Genomic DNA, 21,228 nt, shown 5'->3' on the forward strand with positions numbered 1-21,228 from the left:
CGGCGCGGCCGGTGGGCGATGTCAGCGCACCACCGCCCTGGTGGGCCGAGCGCTTGACATGAGTGGGTCTCTTTGCGCATGATTTTGCCATGGGGTCGCGATCACCCCACGAGGCGCCATGCTGAAGAATCGCGTCCAGTAAACCGATTAACGGAGGACGCGTCATGCCGTCATTTCTTGAAATTTCTCCCGACAAACTCAGCCGGCTCATCGGAACCCCGGCTGCGCCCTGTATTATCGATGTTCGCACGGAAGAGGACTTTGCGCTCGATCCTCGGCTGGTGCCGGGCTCGGTCCGGCGCAGCCATGCCGATGTCGCCTCCTGGGCAGGCAGCGTCGAGGCCGATGCCGTCGTCGTGGTCTGCCAGAGGGGCGGCAAGCTCAGCCATGGTGTGGCCGCTTATCTTCGCCATGCCGGAATCGACGCCGAGACTCTTCAAGGCGGTTTCGAATCCTGGATCGCTGAGGGGTTGGCGGTACCGGAGGAAAAGCTGCCGCGCCGCGACCTCGAGGGACGCACGGTCTGGGTGACGCGGGCGCGGCCGAAGATCGACCGCATCGCCTGTCCATGGCTGATCCGGCGTTTCGTCGATCCGAACGCCTTGTTCCTGTTCGTGCCGACGACCGAGGTTCTGGAGGTCGGCGCGCGCTTCGGGGCAACACCCTTCGATATCGAAGAGGTGTTTTGGAGCCATCGCGGTGAGCTCTGCACTTTCGACGTGATGGTCGAAGAGTTCGGGTTGGGGTCGGAACCGCTCCTGCGCCTGGCGCGGATCATCCGGGCCGCCGATACTGCAAGGCTCGATCTTGCGCCCGAGGCGCCCGGCCTCCTTGCCGCGTCGCTTGGCCTCTCCAGGATGTACGCCGACGATCTGGAGCAGCTCGAGGCCGGCATGCTTCTCTATGACGCCTTCTTCCGCTGGTGCCGCGATGCGACCGATGAGACCCACAATTGGCCCACTCCGAAGAAGCGGGCATGAGATGGTCGAGATGACAGGAAATGCGTTGGCCGGCAAAACGGCGGAGAAACACGCAGGCGAGGAGCGTCATCACGGCGTTTCGTTCGGCGAAGCCTTCAAGGTCTGGCTCCGCGTCGCGGCCCTGAGCTTCGGCGGCCCCGCCGGTCAGATTGCCGTCATGCACCGGATCATCGTCGACGAAAAGCGATGGATCGGAGAGCACCGTTTCCTGCATGCGCTCAACTATTGCATGCTGCTTCCCGGCCCCGAGGCGCAGCAGCTTGCCATTTATATCGGCTGGCTGATGCACCGGACCCTGGGCGGCCTTGTTGCCGGCATATTGTTCGTTCTGCCGGGATTTCTGTCGATTCTCGGCCTCAGCTACATCTATGCCGCCTATGGCAACGTCGCCATCGTCGCCGGCCTGTTCTTCGGTCTGAAGGCAGCCGTGCTCGCCGTCGTCGTGCAGGCTGTCATTCGGATCGGCGGACGGGCCTTGAGGAGTAAGGTCATGGTCGCGATCGCGGCTGCAGCCTTTGTCGCCATCTTTTTCCTTCATGTGCCGTTTCCGCTGATCGTACTTGCAGCCGGCATCATCGGCTTTTTCGGCGGTCGGTTCGGACTTGCCGCCTTCAGGACGGGCGGCGGGCACAAGGCCGGCAGCGGGCCGGTACTTTCGGATGCCGATTCAGTGCTGGGCGAGGCCATACCGGCGCATGCGCGTCCGAATCTCGCCTGGTCTTTGCGCATCTCGACGGTGCTGTTTGCCCTGTGGCTCATTCCGGTCGCTGCCGTCTACGCAGTCTTCGGTGCGGACAGCGTCTTCGCCGAGATCGGTCTGTTTTTCAGCAAGATGGCCGTCGTCACCTTCGGCGGGGCCTATGCCGTTCTCGCCTACGTCGCCCAGGAAGCCGTGCAGCATTTCGGCTGGCTGAAGCCGGGCGAGATGCTCGATGGCCTCGGCATGGCCGAAACGACGCCGGGACCGCTGATCATGGTGGTGCAGTTCGTCGGCTTCATGGGCGCCTATCGCAATCCAGGGTCGCTGGATCCAATGCTGGCTGCCACGCTTGCAGCGATCCTGACGACATGGGTGACCTTCGTGCCCTGTTTCCTCTGGATCTTCCTTGGTGCGCCGTTCATCGAAAAACTGCGTGGCAACGTCGCGCTGGCAGGGGCGATGTCAGCGATAACGGCGGCGGTGGTTGGGGTCATTCTCAACCTCGCCATCTGGTTTGGCCTGCACACGCTGTTTGCCGACGTTGCTGTCGTCCGCCTTGCTGGCCTGCGGCTCGACATTCCGGTGCTGCAATCGGCGGTGCCGGCGGCAATGGCGCTGTCTGCCGTCGCCGCGATCGCGATCTTCCGGTTCAAGACCTCCGTCATCGCGACGCTGCTCAGCTGCGCCGCCGCCGGCATGGTCTGGACGCTGGCGACGAACTGATTACGCCTCTGCCCCCTCGGCGGCAATGCGCGTCGCGAGCATCTTGTCGATGCGCATGCCGTCCATGTCGATCACCTCGAAGCGCCAACCGTCGAAGAGGAAGGTTTCGCCGGCTTCGGGGATGTGCTGAAGCTGGTGCAGCGCGAAGCCTGCGAGCGTATGGAAGTCGGCGTCGGGGCGATCTTTGAGGCCCAGGCGTTCGAAGGCGTCGAAGGCCGGCATCATCGCGTCGATCAACAGCGAGCCGTCTTCCCGAACGATGATGTCGGGTTCCTCGTCGGCGCCCGGCAAATCGCCGGCGATGGCTTCCAGCAGGTCTGTCTGGGTGACGATGCCCTCGAGGCTGCCATATTCGTCGACGACGATGGCGAGGCGCACGGGCGAAGCCTTGAAGCTGTCGATGACGCGCACGACCTTGGTGCCCTCGTGCAGCACCAGGGGCTGCTTGATTACCTCCAGCGGCCGGACCTTGCCGCCATCGAGGACCTGATCGAGAAGATCCTTCTTCAACACCATGCCGATCGGCTCGTCGATCGATCCGCGGGCGACCAGCAGCTGCTCGTGGCTGCATTCGCGGATCGTTTTCAGAATCTCCGCCTCGCTGTCGTCGGCATCGAACCATTCGATGTCGAGACGTGGGGTCATGATGTCGGAGACCGGTCTGTCGCCGATGTTGAATACCCGCTCGACCAATTGCTGCTGCACCGGGTTCAAAAGCCCGGCTTCCTGGCTTTCGGCAACCAGCAATTTCAATTCCTGCGGCGAGTGGAACGAGGATTCTCCGGTTCCGGCGCGAAGGCCGACGGCCCGCAGCACGAGGTTGCCCATGCCGTTAAGGGTGAAGATCGCCGGCTTGAACAATACAAGGAAGAACCCGAGCGGACGCACGACGGCCAGCGAGGTGGCCTCGCTGCGCTGCAGCGCCAGGCTTTTGGGTGCGAGCTCGCCGAGCACGATATGCAGCGCCGTGATGATCACGAAGGCGACGACGATCGCGACCGTATGGGCGCCGGTCGCTGCCCATGGTTCGGGCAGCCAGGAGAGCAGGGGCTCGATCAGATGGGCGAGCGCCGGCTCGCCGACCCAGCCGAGCGCCAGCGACGATATGGTGATGCCGAGCTGCGTCGCGGCGAGATTGGCGTCGAGATTGTCGACGGCCCTCTGGAGCGCGGAGGCATTCATGCGCCCTGCCGCGACAAGCTCGGCGACCCGGCTGCGCCGTACCGACACAAGCGCGAATTCGGCGGCGACGAAGAAGCCGTTGGCGGCGACGAGAAAGAACACGGCTAGTATCCCGACATAGTCGAAGGGCCCGCCCGCGGATTCGGACATATTTTGCCTACCTCTGAATTGACGCGAGTCCGAAACTACACGCTCGGGGACGGCTGGCAAGGCGCAGCCGTCGTTCTTGCGATGCCGCTATGCTCATCTTTTCGGCGCTTCGAAGAGCTCGATCGGGTTTCCCGCGGGGTCATCGAGCAGGATCTGCTTGCCGCCCATGCCCTGCACGATCTCATTGCGAAAACGCGCGCCGGCCTGGCGCAGTGCCGTGACCTCCGCCTCGAGGTCGGCGACTTCGATCTGGATGCGGTTCCATCCGCCGGGCTCGGGCTTCCGTCCGTCCGGCATCGCCTGGGAGGCTCCGCCCGGACCCGTCGTGCCGCTGACGAGCAGCCGGAAGCCGTCCCTGGTCAGGATGGCGAAGCTCGGCGCCGGGTGAAGCGCGACGGAGAAGCCGAGATGTCTGGTGTAGAATTCCACCGCGGCGTCGACGTCGTCGACGATATAACGCATGCTGATGCCGGGCATGGTTTCCTCCATGGTGTTTCCGCTGTCGCGGAACGCTGCACGCGGCGGCCCGACGGGACGCGCGGGGGACGCTCCTGTTTCAAATCTGCGCCCAATCGTTCCGAAAATCGAATCCGATCGTGGCGTTATGCGCCGGCCGCGGCGAGGGAGGCCGAAGCTGCCGCCAGCAGCAGGACGATGATCCACGGCGGCGCCTTCCAGACGGTGAGCAGCAGAAAGCCGGTGAGCGCCAATGCGAAATCCTGCGGCGAAAGCACAGCGCTCGTCCAGACCGGGCTGTAGAGCGCCGCCCCCAGAATGCCGACGACGGCGGCGTTGGCGCCGCGCATGGCCGCCTGCATCGCCGGGCGGGTGCGCAAGCCATCCCAGAAGGGTAGCATGCCGTAGACGAGGAGCAGGCCCGGCAGGAAGATGGCGACAAGCGCGATGACAGCGCCCGCCCACCCGTTCGGCGCGGGTGTCATCACCGTACCGAGATAGGCCGCGAAGGTGAAGAGCGGCCCCGGCACGGCCTGCGTCAGGCCGTAGCCGGCGAGGAAGGTTTCGTTCGTCACCCAGCCGGGGGCGACGACTTCCACCTGCAGCAGCGGCAGCACGACATGGCCGCCGCCGAAGACCAGCGCACCCGAGCGGTAGAAGGCATCGAAGAGCGCGATCCCCTGATGGCCGGTCGCATTGGCGAGAAACGGCGGGACGAGGAAGAAGGCGGCAAAGAGGATAAGCGCGATCGCGCCGGCACGTGGCGATACGGGAAAGCCGAGACGGCCGGCAAGTGCGGGCGCATCGGCGCGACAGAGAACGAGCCCCGCCGCCGCTCCAAGCGCGATCGCGCCGATCTGGCCGAGTGATCCGCCGACGAAGACGACGATGGCGACCGCCGCCAGCGCAATGCCGGCGCGCTCGCGGTCCGGCGTCAGGCTCTTCGCCATGCCCCAGATCGCCTGTGCGACGACGGCGACGGCAACGAGCTTCAGCCCGTGGAGCAGGCCTTCCGCGACAGGCCCGGTGAAGGCGGCGGCGCCCAGTGCAAAGGCAAAGAGCATGATTGCCGAGGGGAGGGTGAAGCCGCACCAGGCGGCCAGCCCGCCGACAAGGCCACGGCCCCGCAGGATGCCCAGGGAGAAGCCGACCTGGCTGGAGGCCGGTCCCGGCAGGAACTGGCAGAGCGCCACCAGATCGGCATAAGCAGCCTCGTCGATCCATTTGCGCCGCACCACCAGTTCGTCCCTGAAATAGCCGAGATGGGCTATCGGTCCGCCGAAGGACGTGAGGCCGAGCTTGAGGAAGACGCGGAAAACCTCGAACGGCGAGCCGTCGGCAGTTCCGGCAACGGGCAGGGCATCGTTGTGAGTGCTCATTGTTGCCTCCGCCGGGAAGGGGACATGTCTTGCTGACCTCTCTGAATTGACGCGCGACCGAAACTACACGCTCCCGCGCGAGCGGCAAGGCGCAGATGGCATTCTAACGTTTGGGGTGGTTGGGTTGGCCTTTGTCTTGTCACCCGTCCTGTCCTTCGAGGCTCCGCCCTTGGGTCGGTGTGCCGTGAAGGCTGAACGGTGCGTCTTGCAGTTCCGGTTTCCGGCGGCGGCCGCAGCTTCTCTTGGACCGCATCCTGAGGTGCCTCGTCAGGGGCCTCGAAGGCGAGGGCGGTCACGAATGTTGATGTATAAGCTTCATCTAAAACGTAAGAAGCGCCTGGCAGGTCACAGATTTCATTACGGAAGTTTAATTTAACTTTCAGTTTCTGTTCATCTTTTCAGGCATAGTTTTCTCCCGTGCCCAATACGAGGAACCCCACATGAAAAAGATCTTTGCCGCTCTGCTTTCCGCTTCCTTCCTTCTCTCGCCGATGGTCGTCTCACAGGCCAGCGCTGACGATCATCGCCGTCCGCCTGTTGTCGTGCAGAAGAAGGTGGTCATCCACAAGACGGTCGTCCGGCCGCACTGGAAGAAGGGATACCGCGTCAACGCCAGCGAGCGCAGCCGCTTCTCCAACGTCAACGACTACCGCCGCTACCGGCTGGCCCCTCCGCCGCGCGGTTATCGCTGGGTCCGCGCCGACCGCGACTTCCTACTGATCGGCATCACCAACGGCGTCATTTCGAATGTCATCGTCGGTCGTTGATCAGGGGTGAGGAGGGCGGCTTCGGCCGCCCTTCGCTTGTTTGTCTTGCGCTTCGCTCCCAGTTCGGCGTCCTCCTCGGCCTTGTGCCGAGGATCTGCTGCCTTATCGGACTGGAGGCAGATGCTCGGGACAGGCCCGAGCATGACGAAGCAGGGGCAGGCTTTGTGGCGAGCGGCGTCGGCCGTAGACGCGAACGAGAGGGACTGCCGGTGGCACCCCCTCTGTCCTGCCGGGCATCTCCCCCACAGGTGGGGAGATCGGCTGGGCGCAATGGTCTCCCCAAACAATGGCGAACTGGTGTCCTGCACGACGTTGGAGAAAGCTCGGCGAGCCAGCCTCTTGCCGATCTCCCCCTTGTGAGGGAGATGCCCGGCAGGGCAGAGGGGGGTGGCCACAGCATGCCGACGCGGGAATGAGAGAGGAACGCGGATTGCGCAAAATCAGACGCGTTTCCTGCACAGATAGATCGTCACTCCCACCGGCGTGACGATATTACCCGCTCCCAATCATCCCCAGCAATCCCTTCGGCCTTTCGGCCTCAGCCTCCCGCTCATGCGTCAACGGATGCAGTCCCTCGATCGGCGGCAACGGCTCGCATTCCTCGCAGACGCAGCGATAAGGTTTGATCGCCGCCGCCTTCATGCGGCCTGCCTGTTCCAACTGGCAAAGGGATCAGGCAGATTGCGCCAGCGCTCCGGCATGAAGGCATCGCCGTCCACCAGGCAGGCATCGAATTCTCTCCTGATCCAGGCCTCGTCCATCGGGTCGGCGCCGATGAAGACGATTTCCTGGCGACGGTCGCCCCAGACGGGATCGAGATAGGGGCCGAGGGCGTTGAGGAAGCCAGGCTCCTGCGGCCACTGTTCGCGGGGGACGGCTGCCCACCACAGGCCCATCTTGCCGGTGCGCACGATCGCGCCCGCCTGGCTGATCTCGCCGACATGGTGCGGGCGCGTCGCCAGCCAGAAGAAGCCCTTGGCGCGCACCACGCCCGGCCAGGTCTTGTCGAGAAAGGCCTGGAGCTTGGCCGGATGGAACGGCCGCTTCTCGCGATAGACGAAGGAGCGGATGCCGTATTCCTCGGTCTCCGGCACATGGTCCTTGAAACCGTGCAGCTCCTTGTACCAGAGCGGATGGGTCTCGGCCCTGTCGATATCGAAGCGGCCGGTGCCAAGCACGTCCTTCAGCGCCACCTTGCCGAAATTCGCCTCGATCAGCTTCGCATCGGGGTTCAGGCCGATGATGATCTTGCGTGCGGCCTCGCGCTCATCCTCGCTTGCCGTGCCGATCTTGTTCAGCACCACGACATCGGCGAATTCGATCTGCTCGACCAGCAGGTCGACGAGGGTTCTGTTGTCGCCGTCACCTGCGGTTTCGCCGCGGTCGGCGAGGAAATCGGCGGAGGCGTAGTCGGCGAGCAGATTGGCGGCGTCGACCACCGTTACCATCGTGTCGAGCCTCGCGACATCCGAAAGGCTTTCTCCGTTCTCGTCGCGGAACTCGAAGGTGGTGGCGACGGGCAGCGGCTCGGCAATGCCGGTCGATTCGATCAGCAGGTAATCGAAGCGGCCCTGGTTGGCGAGGTCGCGGACCTCCTTCAAAAGGTCGTCGCGCAGCGTGCAGCAGATGCAGCCATTGGTCATCTCGACCAGCTGCTCCTCGGTGCGCGAGAGATTGGCGCCTCCGTCGCGCACGAGGGCGGCGTCGATATTCACCTCGCTCATGTCGTTGACGATGACGGCGACGCGCAGGCCCTCGCGATTGGCGAGCACGTGGTTGAGCAGCGTCGTCTTGCCGGCGCCGAGAAAGCCGGAAAGCACCGTGACCGGAAGTCTGTCGTCCATGGGAACCTCATCGATATTAATGTTATATCATTACGTACTTTGAACCGAAAAAAGGCGGAACGGGGTCATCCGCCTCTTTCCGCCTCAGCTCTCTCCAGGGATTGCACGGCAATCATGCGCTGGAGAGGCAGGCCTTCATGCTCTCGGCGATGCCGCGCATGAGGGTGAAGTAGAGATCGGGGCCGGCCTTCAGCGTCGCCGCTTCGGGATCGAGCACGCCGGATCTGGCGCTGGTGCCCTCGATGACGACATTGACGAGGCGCGGCTCGAATTGCGGCTCGGCAAAGACGCAGGTTGCGCCGAGTTCGCCGACCTTGCGGTGGATTTCCGAGACGCGCTCGGCGCCGGGAATGGTTTCCGGGCTGACGGTGATCGAGCCGGCGACGCGGATGCCATAGCGGTGCTCGAAATATTGGTAGGCGTCGTGGAAGACGACGAAAGGCTTGTCCTTGACGGGTGCGACAGTGGCCGCGATCTCCTTGTCCAGCGCCGTCAGCTTGTCATCCAGCGCCTTGGCATTGGCCTGATAGGTCAGGGCATTGGCGGGGTCGGCGGCGACCAGCGTCGTGGTGATCACGGCCGCCATTGCCTTCGCATTCATCGGGTCTAGCCAGAGATGCGTATCGAAGGCGCCATGCCCGTGTTCATGCGCTTCATGATCGTCGTGATGCGCATGTTTTTCCCCATGTTCGTGGCCATCCTCGTGTCCGGTGACGGCGGCTTCATGTTCGTGATCGTCGGCGGAAGCATTTTCATGGTCGCCGTCATCATGCGCCTCGAAGGCGCCGCCTTCACGGAAGGGCAGCTTGACGAGGCCGGGGGCGTTGTCGAGCGCGACGACGCTCGCATCCGAGCCCAGCGCCTCAAGCGGCTTTTCGAGGAAGGCCTCGAGGCCAGGGCCGGTCCAGAAAACCACTTTGGCCTCCTGAAGCGCCCGCGCATTCGACGGCTTCAGGCTGTAGGTGTGCGGGGAAGCTGCGCCATCGACGATCAGCTCCGGTTCGCCCACGCCCTGCATGATCGCCGAAACCAGCGAATGGATCGGCTTGATCGAGGTGACGACGGCGGGCGCGTCGGCGGCCCGCATGCTGCCGGCAACGAGCAAAGCGGGGACCGCCAGGGCTGGAATGGAGAGGACTGCCGGGATATTGAAGGCCCACGTTTTCAGAGGCCACAGGGCGCGTTTCATCAGGTGCTCCGCTTGAATTGCAAATGTTATGTTATTACATCAATTGCGTTATGCTATAACGTGTGCAATAGCAGGATGCAACAGCGCTGTCGGAAAATTTGATGCTCTCTCCCGCAAACAAGAAGGGCGAACCGCTGGTTTCGCTCGACAATGTCGGCGTCCTGCGCGGCGGCCGCTGGCTGGTGCGCGGCGTCGAGTTTTCCGTGTCGCGCGGCGAGATCGTCACGCTGATCGGGCCGAACGGCTCGGGCAAATCGACGAGCGCCAAGACCGCGATCGGCGTCTTGAAGCCGGATGAGGGCAGGGTGGAGCGGCTGGCCGGCCTCAAGGTCGGCTATGTCCCGCAGAAGCTTTCGATCGACTGGACGCTGCCGCTGTCGGTGCGCCGCCTAATGACGCTGACCGGCCCGTTGCCCCAGGGCGACATGCAGGCAGCCCTCGAAGCTGCCGGCATCGCCCATATGATCGATGCGGAGGTGCAGCATCTCTCCGGCGGCGAGTTCCAAAGGGCGCTGATGGCCCGAGCCATCGCCCGCAAACCCGATCTGCTGGTGCTCGACGAGCCGGTGCAGGGCGTGGATTTTTCCGGCGAAATTGCTCTTTACGACCTGATCAAATCGATCCGCAACGCGAGCGGCTGCGGCATCCTGCTGATCTCGCACGATCTGCACGTGGTCATGGCGGAGACCGACACGGTGATCTGCCTCAATGGCCATGTCTGCTGCCGCGGCACGCCCGAGGCCGTCAGCCGCAGCCCGGAATATGTACGCCTGTTCGGCAGCCGTGCTGCCCAGACGCTTGCCGTCTACAGCCATCACCACGATCATACGCATCTGCCGGACGGGCGCGTGCGCCATGCCGATGGTTCCGTGACGGATCATTGTCATCCCGAGGACGGCCATCACGCACATGGAACCCATGAGCACGCTCATGGCACCGATGAGCACGCACATGATGGGCATCCGCATGGCACCGATGAGCACACTCATTATGGTCATGAACACGCGCATTCCCGTAGCGGGGAGGGCCGCCATGCTTGACGATTTCTTCGTGCGCGCCATCCTTGCCGGTGTCGGCCTGGCGCTGACGACGGGACCGCTCGGCTGCTTCATCATCTGGCGGCGGATGGCCTATTTCGGCGATACGATCGCTCATTCGGCGTTGCTCGGCGTGGCGCTGTCGCTGCTTTTCGAACTCAATCTGACGCTCGCCGTCTTCGCCGTCGCCGCGCTCGTTTCGGTGCTGCTGCTTTTCCTGCAGAAGCGTCAGGCGCTGTCGGCCGATGCGCTGCTCGGCATCCTCTCGCATGCCACACTGGCGATCGGCCTCGTCATGGTCGCCTTCATGAGCTGGGTCAGGATCGATCTCATCGCCTTCCTGTTCGGCGATATACTCGCCGTCTCCAGGACCGACATCGCGCTGATCTGGGGCGGCGGCTTGTTCGTGCTCGCGGCGCTCGCCTGGCTCTGGCGGCCGCTTCTGGCGGCAACCGTCAATGCCGAGCTCGCCGAGGCCGAGGGGCTGAGACCCGAGCGGGCGCGGCTGTTCTTCATGCTGTTGATGGCCGTCGTCATCGCGATTGCCATGAAGATCGTCGGCATCATGCTGATCACGTCGCTGCTGATCATTCCGGCGGCTGCGGCGCGGCGTTTCTCGGTCACGCCGGAGATCATGGCGGTGTTCGCCTCGCTGATCGGCGCGGCGGCTGTCGTCGGCGGGCTGTTCGGTTCGCTTACCTATGACACGCCGTCAGGTCCTTCGATCGTGGTTGCGGCGCTCATTCTCTTCCTTCTCAGCCTGCTTCCCGTCAGGCGCCATCGCGCGGTCGCGCAAGGACAAGGCTCATGACGACACCGCAACTCACCAAGAACCAGTCGCTGGTTTTCGACGTGCTCGAAAAGGCGGAAGGCCCGCTCAGCGCCTACACCATCCTCGACAAGCTGCGCGATCATGGGTTTCGCGCGCCGCTGCAGGTCTACCGGGCGTTGGAGAAACTGCTCGAATATGGCGTCGTGCACCGGCTGGAAAGCATCAATTCGTTCGTCGCCTGCGCCCATCCCGGCGAGAATTGCCACAGCCACGGCATCGTCGCCTTCGCCATCTGTGAAAGCTGCGGCCAGGTGATGGAGTTCCATGACCATGAGGTCGACCACCGGCTGATGGCCTGGGTTCGCGGGCAGAAGTTCAAGCCGGAGAAGACGACGATCGAGATCCGCGGTCTGTGCGAGGCTTGTGCGGCGTAAGTCGTCGGCATCTTATCCCATCACGCCGAGCGAATTTTGATGGGGAGTGCTCACCTCCCCACCTCATTCCTGTGCCTGTCACAGGAATCCAGCCACCGCGCGTCCGCGCGGTGACTGACTCCGTTACTTTTCAAAGGGTTTCTCGCGCCCAAGGACTTGGGCGCACTGGATTCCTGTGACATCCCTTAGGCAAAGCCCTGAGGGCACAGGAATGAGGACGGGTGGGAAGCATCCTCGCCAGATCTTCTGTTGGCGAAGGAAGATAGTCCTTTTGCGTACACTAAACTAGACGATCGCCTCGCGCTTACCAAAGGGCGCGTCGCCATCGAAGTTACGGGTGCCGATCCGCTCGCTTTCGCCTGATAAGGTCGGTTGTTCCGCAGTTTCGCCGGCTTCTTTCTCATCCTGCGATCTCGCACTCCATTTGCGTTGATGCATTTCGTCTTCAGCAGCCAGATCCGCATGGGGAATGAGCTCGTTTGCGCTTTGCTTCTGCGCCATCTCTCGGGATGCCTGCCGATCGGTGGTGATCTGCGACTGGCGGGCGGCGACCCAGGCGTTGTCAGGTTCCGAACCGATCGAGGTGCTGGTTCCGACCTTGGTGGGCTCGGATGCGGCGGTGGCGGAGATCGGGTTGATCGCCTCGACCATGAGAGTCTCCTGCTGGCAGGGCCCGGCACGCTGTTCCCAGGACTAAACAGGGGAGCGGCGTCTGGCCGATTAGACTCATATCGAGCGCGGGCGGCAAAACACAAGGTGGATTGCCGGACTATGATCGGGAATCCGGCGACGAAGCCCAGCCCGTCGAGTTCGCCGCCATGTCTCTTTTCAGGACGGTAACGGCCGCCGATTGAGGTTCAAGCCGATGATCCAAGAAAGGTGAGGCCGGAGACCGGCCTCACCCTTTGCGTCTCTGCGATGACAAGTTCAGTTCGGTCCGCCCTTGCCGGAACCGCCTTTGCCGGAGCCGTCATTGTCGCTCTTCCCGGAGCCGTCATTGTCGCTCTTCCCGGAGCCGTCATTGTCGCTCTTATCGGAACCGCCATTATCGCTCTTGCCGGAGCCACCGTTGTCGCTCTTATCGGAACCGCCATTGTCGCTCTTGCCGGAGCCGCCATTGTCGCTCTTATCGGAACCGCCGTTCTCGCTCTTGCTGGAGCCGCCGTTGTCGCTCTTGCCGGAGCCGCCATTGTCGCTCTTATCGGAACCGCCGTTATCGCTCTTGCCGGAGCCGCCGTTGTCGCTCTTGCCGGAACCGCCATTGTCGCTCTTGCCGGAGCCACCGTTGTCGCTCTTATCGGAACCGCCATCGTCGCTCTTGCCGGAGCCGCCATTGTCGCCCTTGCCGGAACCGCCGTTGTCGCCCCTGCCGTGACCTTCCTTGCCGCCGTGGTTGTCTTTGCCATGGCCGCCCTTGCCGTGCCCGTCCTTGCCGCCCTTGTCGTCACCGTGATGATCGCGGTCCTTGCCACCATGGTTGTCTTTGCCATGGCCATCTTTGCCATGATCGTGATCTTTGCCGCCCTTGCCGCCGTGATGGTCGTGGCCATGGTCGTTGTCGTCACCGGTATTGTCGCCAGTGTTGCCACCGGAGTCGTCACCAGCGTCATTTCCGCCATCATCCGCAAGCTGACTGCCGCTGCCACTCTTGCCACCGGTTTCGGCAGTGGAGCTGGTGCTCGATGTCTTCTGGCCGCCGCCAATGCCTCGGTTGCCGCGATCGTTGTCGTTCGAGTTGAATTTGCTGCCGGCGGGAATTGATCTGGTCGGCATGCACAGCCGGTATTCGAGCGTGCCGCGCATGGCGGAATTACAATTAACGACCGTCGGGGCTGCCATGGTCAGGCTGCTGCTTGCCAGAAGGAAAGCAACGGCGACGCCGAATTTCGATGCTCTGCTGGTCATTTCAAATCGTCTCCCAGGGTTAACCGAATGTTAACTGGGAGACCTTCTATACTAACGATCAATTAACGTGAAGAATAAAAGATAGTTAAGCTGTCTACATTAGATATTACGGTTAAATTCACAAGTATAAAACTTTAATAAATTTTTACCCTGGCCGTGTTACTGTAAAGGTGAAATAAGGGGAATCAGCTATGAAGCGTCTCTTTTCGCTTGCTGTCATTTTATCCTTTCTTGTGCCTTTTCAGGCTGTTGCCGGATCCTCCTTGCCTGTGACGAGAAGTATCGGCGCGCCTGTGGGATTCGCGGCCGCCTGCGCCAAGTATAAGTGGCTGTGCGGCAGGGCGGCGGCGCAACAACTGCACGACGCGGCAGGCATAGCGCTGCTTCAAAAGGTCAACCGGGCTGTCAATGGACGCATCATTCCCGTGGAAGATCGTCCGTCTTCCCACGGGGATGTCTGGTCTCTCCCGGTTGCCGGCCGGGGCGACTGTGAGGACTATGCCCTCCAGAAGATGAAGGACCTGATCGACGCCGGTTTTCCGTCAAACAGGCTGGCGCTTTCGGTGGTCATCGGCCCGGATGATCAAAATCACGTCGTGCTTATTGCTCGCATAGACGGTGGCGATTACGTGCTCGACAATCTGTCCAGCGCTGTCAGGCTCTGGCGCACGACGGGCTATACGTTCTTAGCCACCCAGGATTTTCAGTCGCGAACCGGCTGGCGGGTGACGCTTGCCGGTCCGCGCGCCGGCGAATTCTCCTGAACCGGGCGTGTTGTGCAAACGCCAAGATGCCTGGCGATCCGGCTCGCTCGCCTGGGAACTGGCCCCATCTCCTGCGCCATCCTGCGGTCTCTTCGATCTGCCGATTGGCGGAGACCGGCGCGGCTTACGGGCCGTTATCGAGACATATCGAACCTGAGTGGAGAAGCACATCGCTACGACCGCGGCGAAGGCGAAACGGGTGCAGGTCGCGGTAAATTCGACGAAGAATTGTGCGCGTGAAGATCGGCGTTGAACGGGCGTGATGTAAGAATCGGAAACACTTTGTGACTAAGTGCCTCCAAAAGCAGCGTTTTTCGACTTGCTGAATAACAAGACTTGAACGATATTGCCGAGACGTTGAGGACGTCGTCATGATCAGAATGATAGAAGACCCTGCCGAATTGGCTGGCGAAGACATCACTGGCAAATATATTCTCCGCAGGCTGAACTATCATTGGTTCGCTTACGGCAAGGCGGCCATTGTGACCGCCTGCAAGGGAACGATCCTCCACCTCGATCGCGAGGAGACGGTCTATTCCGAGCGTTGGGGCCGTCGCGCATATACGGGGACCGGCAAGCGTTACCCCGGTGGCATCTGTCCCATTTCGGCGGTCGCCTGTGTTTGCGATACGCCCGATGATGTCAATGCGGTCATTCAACTGGATGTCGAAGCGCAGGACGAATTCTATCAATTGATCGCCAAGACCGAAGCCAGGGTTCGGGCGCTCGCCGCCTCGTCGGGAGCGAGCCAGTTCATGGAAGCGGCCGAATAAGGCAGTTTTTCAGCGATATTCCCCATTGCCGCGACGGCAGCTGCGGACCACGCGCCCGCTGATTGCAGAGGTGGCGCTGCGATCGGCGTCGACTTTCACCGGCTGCGTCGCCATCGGGTTGTTGCGCGCGCTTCGCCTCCTAAATTCCGCGTAGGGTAGGCAGATTTTAGCGGCCGCTGTCGGCAGTCGCGGGCGCTTGGCCCGATGATGCTAGGAATGGTCATGACGCAAAAGGACAATCGACCCGGCCGGTCATTGGTGGCCGCGCCACCGATCGGATCGCTGGCTATAACCGTCGCGGTGATGTTTGCCGCACTCTTCTGGCCGGCCGGCACGCTTGATTGGCCGCGCGGCTGGATCTTCCTCGGCCTTTTTCTTGCGCTGACAGCAATTGCGATCGTCTGGATCTGGCGGACGAATCCCGAGCTGTTTGCGGCGCGCAACCGATATCAGAGGGGCACCAAGCGCTGGGATGCGGTGGTGGCGACGCTGACGATGATACTCTTTGCCGCCATTCTTCCGGTCGGGGCGTTCGACGACGGGCGTTTCCATTGGGCGCCGCAACCCGATTGGGTCGTGCTCGCCGGCTATATCCTGATGATCGTTGGCTATCTCGGCCTGACCTGGGCGCAATCGGTCAACCGGCATTTCGAGCCGACGGTGCGCATCCAGACCGATCGCGACCACAAGGTGATCGACACCGGACCCTATGCCGTCATCCGCCATCCCGGATATGCTTTTGCCACCGTGCTCGGCGCAGGCATGGCGCTGTCGCTCGGCTCGCTCTATGCGCTGATCCCGGTGGGGCTGCTGGTCGTTGTGCTGTTCGGCCGGACGCTGGGGGAGGAAATGGAGTTGCGCCGTGGGCTCGAGGGGTACGAGGAGTATATGGATCGGGTACGCTGGAGGTGGGTTCCCGGTGTCTGGTGAGGGGGACGGCGCCAGCGGTTGCCGGCCCGCGATTGTTCTCAGGAAGGCAAAGCGCCACCTCTCTCCGACCTCATCCTGAGGTGCCCCGTAGGGGCCTCGAAGGGCGAGGGCGGCCACCAGCCCGCCGATCACCCGGTCTGCTTCAGATCCCGCGCAAAACGCTGCCAATTCTTCACATAATTCTCAGCCGAGCGACGAATGGCTTCCACCGCCGCTTCATCGAGCACCCGCACGACACGGGCCGGGGCGCCGACGATCAGCGAGTTGTCGGGAAACTCCTTGCCTTCGGTGACCAGCGCATTGGCGCCGACCAGGCAGTTATTGCCGATCTTGGCGCCGTTGAGGATGGTCGCGCCCATACCGATGAGCACGTTGTCGCCGAGCGAGCAGCCGTGCAGGATAGCGTGGTGGCCGATGGTGCAGCTCTCTCCCGTCGTCAGCGGAAAGCCCATGTCGGTATGGGCCATCACGCCTTCCTGGACGTTGGTGCCGGCGCCGATGGTGATCTTCTCGTTGTCGCCGCGCAGCACCGAGCCGAACCAGACGCCGACATTCTCGCCGAGTTCGATATCGCCGATGACATGGGCGTCCGGGGCGATCCAGTGAAGGCCGGCGGGCGGCAGTTTCGGCGTCAGTCCGCCAAGCGCGTAGACAGGCATGGAAAGCTCCTCTCAGACGACCTCGACCGACAGCGTTGCGACGCCGTCGATGCCGCAGGTGATGCGGTCGCCCTTTGCGACTGCGCCGACGCCGGCTGGCGTGCCGGTCATGATGACATCGCCGGGCGCCAGCACGAAGAGTTTCGAGAGTTCGGCGATGATCTCCGGCACCTTCCAGATCATCTGGTTGAGATTGCCGTCCTGGACGCGCTTGCCGTTCTGCTCCAGCCAGATCCGGCCTTCGCCGGGATGGCCGATGCGGCTGGCCGGCACGATCGCCGAGACGGGCGCGGAATATTCGAAGGCCTTGGCCAGTTCCCAGGGGCGGCCGAGCTTCTTTGCCTCACCCTGAAGATCGCGGCGGGTGAAATCGATGCCGACGGCATAGCCGTAGATGCAGTCGAGCGCTCGGCCGGCTTCGATGTTTGCGCCGCCCGATTTCAGCGCCAGCACGCTTTCGACTTCGTAATGCACGTCGTTCGAGAGTGGCGGATAGGGAAAGGCCTGCCCGGCCGGCAGCAGGTTGTCGGCGTTCTTCTGGAAGAAGAAGGGCGGCTCGCGGCTGGGATCATGGCCCATCTCGATCGCATGGTCGGCATAATTGCGGCCGACGCAATAGACGCGGCGCACCGGAAAGCGCTCGTCGCTGCCGTCGACCGGCAGCAGAACAGGGGCGGGAAGCGGAATGACGGTGGCGGAATCGGACATGGGCGGGCTCTTCCTTTTGGCGAGTCTTATCCTCATCTTAAACGGAAAACGGCGCGCCGGGGAAGCATTCTCGGCGCATTGACGCTATCGCCGCCGGGCGATATCCTCGCCGCCATGAACAGGATGTTTGCTGTTTCGACGTCTACGACCACCGCCTCGGCGGTGGGTGCAGACGCGTGAACTGAATTCCGTTCATTGCTGCCGAAACCCAACCCGCCGGAAACGAGCGGGTTTTTGTTTGCCCGCTCGCCTCCCGCATTCGAGGACGAGATCGTGGATGTGAAGAAACAGATTCTTGCCGAGCGGGCGCTTGCCGTCGCCCGCCGCGCCCTTGCCAGCCGCTATGCCGGGGCCGCCTTTGCCTATGTCTCCGGCTCCATCATGCGCGGCGAGGGCACCGCCTTCTCGGATATCGACCTAGTCGTGGTGTTTCCGTCGCTGGAAAGAGCCTGGCGGGAGTCCTTTACCGAAGAAGGTTTTCCTGTCGAGGCCTTCGTCCATGATCCTGAAACACTGGCGCATTATCTCCACCAGGACGCGGAGAGCGGCTGTCCCGTCATGGTCAACATGGTTGCGACGGGCAGCATCGTTGGGCCGGATGCCGAGCGTGCGCGCCTGATCCAGGCAAAGGCGGCGGATGTGCTCGCCGCAGGGCCGAAACCGCTTGCCGGCGCGGGTTACGACATGCTGCGCTATCATGTCTCTGATCTCACCGATGACCTGCGCGGCGACCGCCCGCCGGAAGAAATCACCGCCGTCGCCGCGCTCCTCTACCCGAGACTTGCCGACCTGATCCTGCTTGGGCGCGGCACATGGACCGGCCGTGGCAAGTGGGCGCCGCGTCTCATCAGGAAGCTCGATGCACGGCTCGCAGCCGAGTTCGATGCCGCGTTCAGGCTGGCGGCGCAGGGTGACGGCAGTGGGCTGCTGGCATTGGCCGACAGCGAGCTCGCCTTGCACGGCGGCCGCTGTCTCGACGGCTTCAGGCAGGAGGCCCCGCTGGAGGCGCGGCGGCCGGAATAGGGATGAGGAAGCGGCGGCATTGTTCTCGTCCGCAGGCGTTGCAAGGCGCTTGCGTCCACGAGCCTCATCCTGAGGTGCCCCGCAGGGTCCTCGAAGGGCGAGGCGGATGCGCTGGGGTGATGGATGCAAGGAGCAGCGTCGGCGCGTGTCCTTCGAGGCTCCGGCCTTTGGCCTGCGCACCTCAGGATGAGGAACCTTGGGGGATGCCGCGCCCAAGGAGGGCGTCGGAGAATGCCCTTTGCGTTCGGCGGACGGACAATATCTCGCATTCCGGCAAGGACAGAGCATCTAAAGCCGGATCCCTGGCGAGGCGACCCGACTGTCGCCATCTCTAACCAAGGGCGCCTTGCTCCGCACAAATCCTGTCGATCAGGGCATCGAGTTCGCCCTTCGGCGGGCGGTTTTTGGCCAGGCGTTGCTTGAGGTGCATGATCGAGTCGGCGAGGATTTCGTCGAGGCTTTCGGCGCAGGTGAAGTCGCCCGCCACGCGTTTGACCTTCGCATTGTCGAAGATGGCAGTCCAGGCCTTGTCGCCCAGGAGCGGGCCGACCCACTCCTCGTTATAGCGGATCAGCGTGTCCGTCGGCACGTGGACGATCTTTGCCTCGACGCCGAGCAGCCTTGCGATCGTCTTCTGGATATCGTCCCAGATGTGCGCGCGGTCGGAGGTGATGTGGAAAATCTCGTTCAGCGCCGCCTGCTTGCCGAACAGGCCGACGAAAGGCACGGCGAAATCGACCGAGCGGGTGAGCGTCCAGGGCGTGTGGCCGTCGCCGGCCACGATGATGGGCTCGCCGTCCAGCATGCGCCTTGCCATGATATCGCTGTCGGCCATCATGATCGGCAGGCCGGTGCGGACGGTGTGGCTGGGGCGGACGATCGTCCAGGCGAGGTTGCCGGACGTCTTCAGCAGCTCCTCGCAGGCGATCTTGGCCTGGCTGTAGGGCCAGTAGGGATTGATCGCCGGCGTCTCCTCCGTGATTACGTAGTGACGCGGCGGCTTTTCATAGACGGAGGCCGAAGAGATGAAGATGTACTGGTCGCAATTGCCCGAGAAGACCTCGATATCGCGGGCGACCTGATCGGGCGTGAAGGCGATGAACTGGCAGACGACATCATATCCGGCCCTGGCGTGATCGGCGTAGGCGCTCGATCCCAATTCGCCGACGATCGAGGTGACACCGGCGGGCAGGGCGGCATCTCTCAAGCCGCGATTGTAGACGCTGACATTGTGGCCCGCGGCAAGGGCGCGTTCGACGCAAGGGTAGGAAATCTGGCCGGTGCCGCCAATGAAGAGAACTTTCAAAGCCATGGGAGTGACCTCGGGGTCTGGGGGCGGGGACTATGATCACCCTTCATAGCGCGAAAGAATGTCATCGTCTCCCGCAAATCTGCTGCATCGCCGGGATCTTGAATGGGCCGATGCGACCCCCTGCGGCGGCGAGTTTGCCGCCGCAGGGGCGTGATCGCGCCTATGCATGCGCCTTGCGATAGGCTGCGACTGCAAGCCAGATCGAGGAGAGCAGGAAGTAGAATGCACCGAACCCTGCGTAAGGCACGATATCGAGGATCGTTGGGATGGCGGTGCCGAGCGATCGGCCGATCATGAAGCCGCCGGCAAGGGCGGACTGCGCGCCGCTCAGGATCATCACCCATTGGGCGCCCTCGGTGCGCCAGCGCCTCACGCCGGTATAGAGCTGCAACAGGCCCGAGAGGATCGCCCAGGCCCCGAAGACGGCGAGGACGGCATAGGTGCTCATGCCAAGCGCGATGATGACGGCGAGCGCCGTGACCGTGCTGACCGCCACGTTCAACGCCTGGGACGGGTTGGAGCGAAGGCCGCCATTGACCCGGGCGTCGATCAGATTGGCGAGCGCATCCCACAAGGGATAGATCACCAGCAGGAAGGCCGCGGCGCCCGGCCGCCCGGCAAAGGCAAGGGCGGCGGCAATCCAGATGACCGAGAATGCGGCGCGGGTGAAATAGTAGGATCGCAGCCAGTTCGACTGGTTGAAAGATTGAGTTTGCATGCGGAGGTTCCTCGTGTTATCTACCTACTAGTAGGAAGGCAGGAATGTTGAGTCAATGCAATCAGCGAACACCTTCTTGTGAAGGGAGGAGCCAAGCGCCAAGGCTTGACAAGCTACCTACCAGAAGGTAGGCGACACTATGAAATCAATTGCTTCGACATCGGACAAGATCCTCGATATCGCCCAGTCGCTCATCGTGGCGGGCGGCTACAACGGCTTCAGCTATGCCGATATCTCGGATGCGATCGGCATCCGCAAGGCGAGCATCCACCATCATTTTCCTGCCAAGGCCGAGCTGGTCGCGGTGCTGGTGGATCGCTACACCAAGCAGGCTGCGGCAGGGTTGCAGTCGCTGCGCGAGCAGGCCGCAAGCCCTGCCGACCAGCTGCAGTTCTACATCGACTACTGGCGTTCCTGCATCGAGAACGCTTCGCAACCCTTCTGCGTCTGCGCCATGCTCGCCAGCGAAATGCAGATGCTGCCCGATGAGGTGGCATTGCGCGTGCGCGCCCATTTCCGAAATCTGGCGGCATGGCTGACCTCGGTGCTGCAGGTCGGCGTCGAGCAGGGCCTGTTCCGGCTGGACAGGCGGCCGGAAGAGCAGGCGCAAATGCTGATGGCCTCGGTTCATGGGGCCATGCTGTCGGCAAGGGCTCTCGGCGATCCCGGGCTGTTTATCGCGGTGGTTGGACCTGAGATTGCGAGGCTGCGGGTTACATAACGGTCTCCTCCCGCCAATCTGGAGGATGCCACCAACGCTCAAGAGAGAGCCTCATCCTGGGGCGCCTATGCAGGGGCCTCGAAGGATGAGGCGGGTGTGCTG

The 21,228-nt window shown here is 62.9% G+C and carries 22 protein-coding genes; 11 read left to right on the plus strand and 11 right to left on the minus strand.

Translation table 11 applies throughout. From position 1 onward, the window contains the following. The first annotated feature begins 164 nt into the window (after window positions 1-164). The gene (locus tag MHI61_RS09825) at window positions 165-980 is read left to right on the plus strand and encodes a sulfurtransferase/chromate resistance protein (RefSeq protein ID WP_239791846.1); all 816 of its coding nucleotides are present in this window, start codon (window positions 165-167) and stop codon (window positions 978-980) included. 1 nt (window position 981) lies between these two features. Beyond that, window positions 982-2,403 carry a chromate efflux transporter gene (gene chrA / locus MHI61_RS09830; protein ID WP_239791847.1) on the plus strand — a complete coding sequence of 474 codons (1,422 nt, stop codon included), beginning with the start codon at window positions 982-984 and terminating at the stop codon, window positions 2,401-2,403. On the opposite strand, the gene MHI61_RS09835 is transcribed toward chrA (MHI61_RS09830), so the two are convergent. The 3 genes from MHI61_RS09835 to chrA (MHI61_RS09845) form a co-directional block, all read right to left on the minus strand. After that, entirely contained in the window at window positions 2,404-3,735 is a 1,332-nt protein-coding gene (locus tag MHI61_RS09835; RefSeq protein ID WP_239791848.1) for a hemolysin family protein, read from the minus strand. A gap of 93 nt (window positions 3,736-3,828) precedes the next feature. Beyond that, window positions 3,829-4,212, minus strand: a complete 384-nt coding sequence (locus tag MHI61_RS09840; RefSeq protein ID WP_239791849.1) for a VOC family protein — start codon at window positions 4,210-4,212, stop codon at window positions 3,829-3,831. A gap of 125 nt (window positions 4,213-4,337) precedes the next feature. Continuing rightward, on the minus strand, window positions 4,338-5,570 hold the full coding sequence (gene chrA, locus MHI61_RS09845) for a chromate efflux transporter (RefSeq protein WP_239791850.1): 1,233 nt from the start codon (window positions 5,568-5,570) through the stop codon (window positions 4,338-4,340). Between the two features lie 440 nt (window positions 5,571-6,010). Here chrA (MHI61_RS09845) and MHI61_RS09850 point away from each other — a divergent pair, with 440 nt between their 5' ends. Beyond that, a complete protein-coding gene (locus MHI61_RS09850) occupies window positions 6,011-6,337 on the plus strand; it encodes an RcnB family protein (RefSeq protein ID WP_222139127.1) in 327 nt (108 codons plus the stop codon). Between the two features lie 638 nt (window positions 6,338-6,975). Here the strand turns inward: MHI61_RS09850 and zigA are convergent. Together zigA and znuA are read right to left on the minus strand one after the other, a co-directional pair. Further along, a complete protein-coding gene (gene zigA / locus MHI61_RS09855; protein ID WP_239791851.1) occupies window positions 6,976-8,181 on the minus strand; it encodes a zinc metallochaperone GTPase ZigA in 1,206 nt (401 codons plus the stop codon). A 112-nt stretch (window positions 8,182-8,293) separates the two neighbouring features. Continuing rightward, the gene (gene znuA, locus MHI61_RS09860; protein ID WP_275593086.1) at window positions 8,294-9,370 is read right to left on the minus strand and encodes a zinc ABC transporter substrate-binding protein ZnuA; all 1,077 of its coding nucleotides are present in this window, start codon (window positions 9,368-9,370) and stop codon (window positions 8,294-8,296) included. Between the two features lie 101 nt (window positions 9,371-9,471). On the opposite strand from znuA, the gene MHI61_RS09865 reads away from it, so the two are divergent. From MHI61_RS09865 to MHI61_RS09875, 3 genes are read left to right on the plus strand one after another with little or no spacing between them, the layout of a single operon-like run. Then, window positions 9,472-10,410 (plus strand): ATP-binding cassette domain-containing protein, encoded by a 939-nt coding sequence (locus MHI61_RS09865; RefSeq protein ID WP_239791852.1) that lies wholly within the window; start codon window positions 9,472-9,474, stop codon window positions 10,408-10,410. After that, entirely contained in the window at window positions 10,403-11,218 is an 816-nt protein-coding gene (locus MHI61_RS09870) for an iron chelate uptake ABC transporter family permease subunit (RefSeq protein ID WP_239791853.1), read from the plus strand. Before MHI61_RS09865 ends, MHI61_RS09870 begins: the two co-directional genes overlap by 8 nt. Next, window positions 11,215-11,613 carry a Fur family transcriptional regulator gene (locus MHI61_RS09875; protein WP_004679676.1) on the plus strand — a complete coding sequence of 133 codons (399 nt, stop codon included), beginning with the start codon at window positions 11,215-11,217 and terminating at the stop codon, window positions 11,611-11,613. The genes MHI61_RS09870 and MHI61_RS09875 overlap by 4 nt, the downstream gene beginning before the upstream one ends. Before the next feature lie 285 nt (window positions 11,614-11,898). Here MHI61_RS09875 and MHI61_RS09880 read toward each other — a convergent pair whose 3' ends face one another. Both MHI61_RS09880 and MHI61_RS09885 read right to left on the minus strand, forming a co-directional pair. Next, window positions 11,899-12,264 carry a hypothetical protein gene (locus MHI61_RS09880; protein WP_239791854.1) on the minus strand — a complete coding sequence of 122 codons (366 nt, stop codon included), beginning with the start codon at window positions 12,262-12,264 and terminating at the stop codon, window positions 11,899-11,901. 276 nt (window positions 12,265-12,540) lie between these two features. Continuing rightward, window positions 12,541-13,518 (minus strand): hypothetical protein, encoded by a 978-nt coding sequence (locus tag MHI61_RS09885; RefSeq protein WP_239791855.1) that lies wholly within the window; start codon window positions 13,516-13,518, stop codon window positions 12,541-12,543. 191 nt (window positions 13,519-13,709) lie between these two features. Here MHI61_RS09885 and MHI61_RS09890 point away from each other — a divergent pair, with 191 nt between their 5' ends. The 3 genes from MHI61_RS09890 (at window position 13,710) to MHI61_RS09900 (ending at window position 15,985) form a co-directional block, all read left to right on the plus strand. Beyond that, window positions 13,710-14,282 (plus strand): transglutaminase-like cysteine peptidase, encoded by a 573-nt coding sequence (locus MHI61_RS09890; RefSeq protein ID WP_239791856.1) that lies wholly within the window; start codon window positions 13,710-13,712, stop codon window positions 14,280-14,282. Between the two features lie 371 nt (window positions 14,283-14,653). Beyond that, window positions 14,654-15,055 (plus strand): hypothetical protein, encoded by a 402-nt coding sequence (locus MHI61_RS09895; protein ID WP_097578911.1) that lies wholly within the window; start codon window positions 14,654-14,656, stop codon window positions 15,053-15,055. 222 nt (window positions 15,056-15,277) lie between these two features. Further along, on the plus strand, window positions 15,278-15,985 hold the full coding sequence (locus MHI61_RS09900; protein WP_239791857.1) for an isoprenylcysteine carboxylmethyltransferase family protein: 708 nt from the start codon (window positions 15,278-15,280) through the stop codon (window positions 15,983-15,985). A gap of 128 nt (window positions 15,986-16,113) precedes the next feature. On the opposite strand, the gene MHI61_RS09905 is transcribed toward MHI61_RS09900, so the two are convergent. Continuing rightward, window positions 16,114-16,644: a gamma carbonic anhydrase family protein gene (locus MHI61_RS09905; RefSeq protein ID WP_239791858.1), complete on the minus strand. Its 531-nt coding sequence runs from the start codon at window positions 16,642-16,644 to the stop codon at window positions 16,114-16,116. 12 nt (window positions 16,645-16,656) lie between these two features. Further along, window positions 16,657-17,352 carry a fumarylacetoacetate hydrolase family protein gene (locus tag MHI61_RS09910; RefSeq protein ID WP_239791859.1) on the minus strand — a complete coding sequence of 232 codons (696 nt, stop codon included), beginning with the start codon at window positions 17,350-17,352 and terminating at the stop codon, window positions 16,657-16,659. A 270-nt stretch (window positions 17,353-17,622) separates the two neighbouring features. Here MHI61_RS09910 and MHI61_RS09915 point away from each other — a divergent pair, with 270 nt between their 5' ends. Next, the gene (locus tag MHI61_RS09915) at window positions 17,623-18,375 is read left to right on the plus strand and encodes a nucleotidyltransferase domain-containing protein (RefSeq protein ID WP_239792819.1); all 753 of its coding nucleotides are present in this window, start codon (window positions 17,623-17,625) and stop codon (window positions 18,373-18,375) included. A gap of 331 nt (window positions 18,376-18,706) precedes the next feature. On the opposite strand, the gene MHI61_RS09920 is transcribed toward MHI61_RS09915, so the two are convergent. Beyond that, window positions 18,707-19,687 (minus strand): SDR family oxidoreductase, encoded by a 981-nt coding sequence (locus tag MHI61_RS09920; protein WP_239791860.1) that lies wholly within the window; start codon window positions 19,685-19,687, stop codon window positions 18,707-18,709. Window positions 19,688-19,847: 160 nt separating this feature from the next. Next, window positions 19,848-20,405, minus strand: a complete 558-nt coding sequence (locus MHI61_RS09925; RefSeq protein ID WP_239791861.1) for a DUF308 domain-containing protein — start codon at window positions 20,403-20,405, stop codon at window positions 19,848-19,850. A gap of 139 nt (window positions 20,406-20,544) precedes the next feature. Between MHI61_RS09925 and MHI61_RS09930 the strand changes: the two genes are divergently transcribed. Next, a complete protein-coding gene (locus MHI61_RS09930) occupies window positions 20,545-21,126 on the plus strand; it encodes a TetR/AcrR family transcriptional regulator (protein ID WP_239791862.1) in 582 nt (193 codons plus the stop codon). Window positions 21,127-21,228: the final 102 nt, after the last annotated feature.

The sequence above is a fragment of the Rhizobium sp. K102 genome (assembly GCF_022385315.1).
In the GTDB taxonomy this organism is placed as follows: domain Bacteria; phylum Pseudomonadota; class Alphaproteobacteria; order Rhizobiales; family Rhizobiaceae; genus Rhizobium; species Rhizobium croatiense.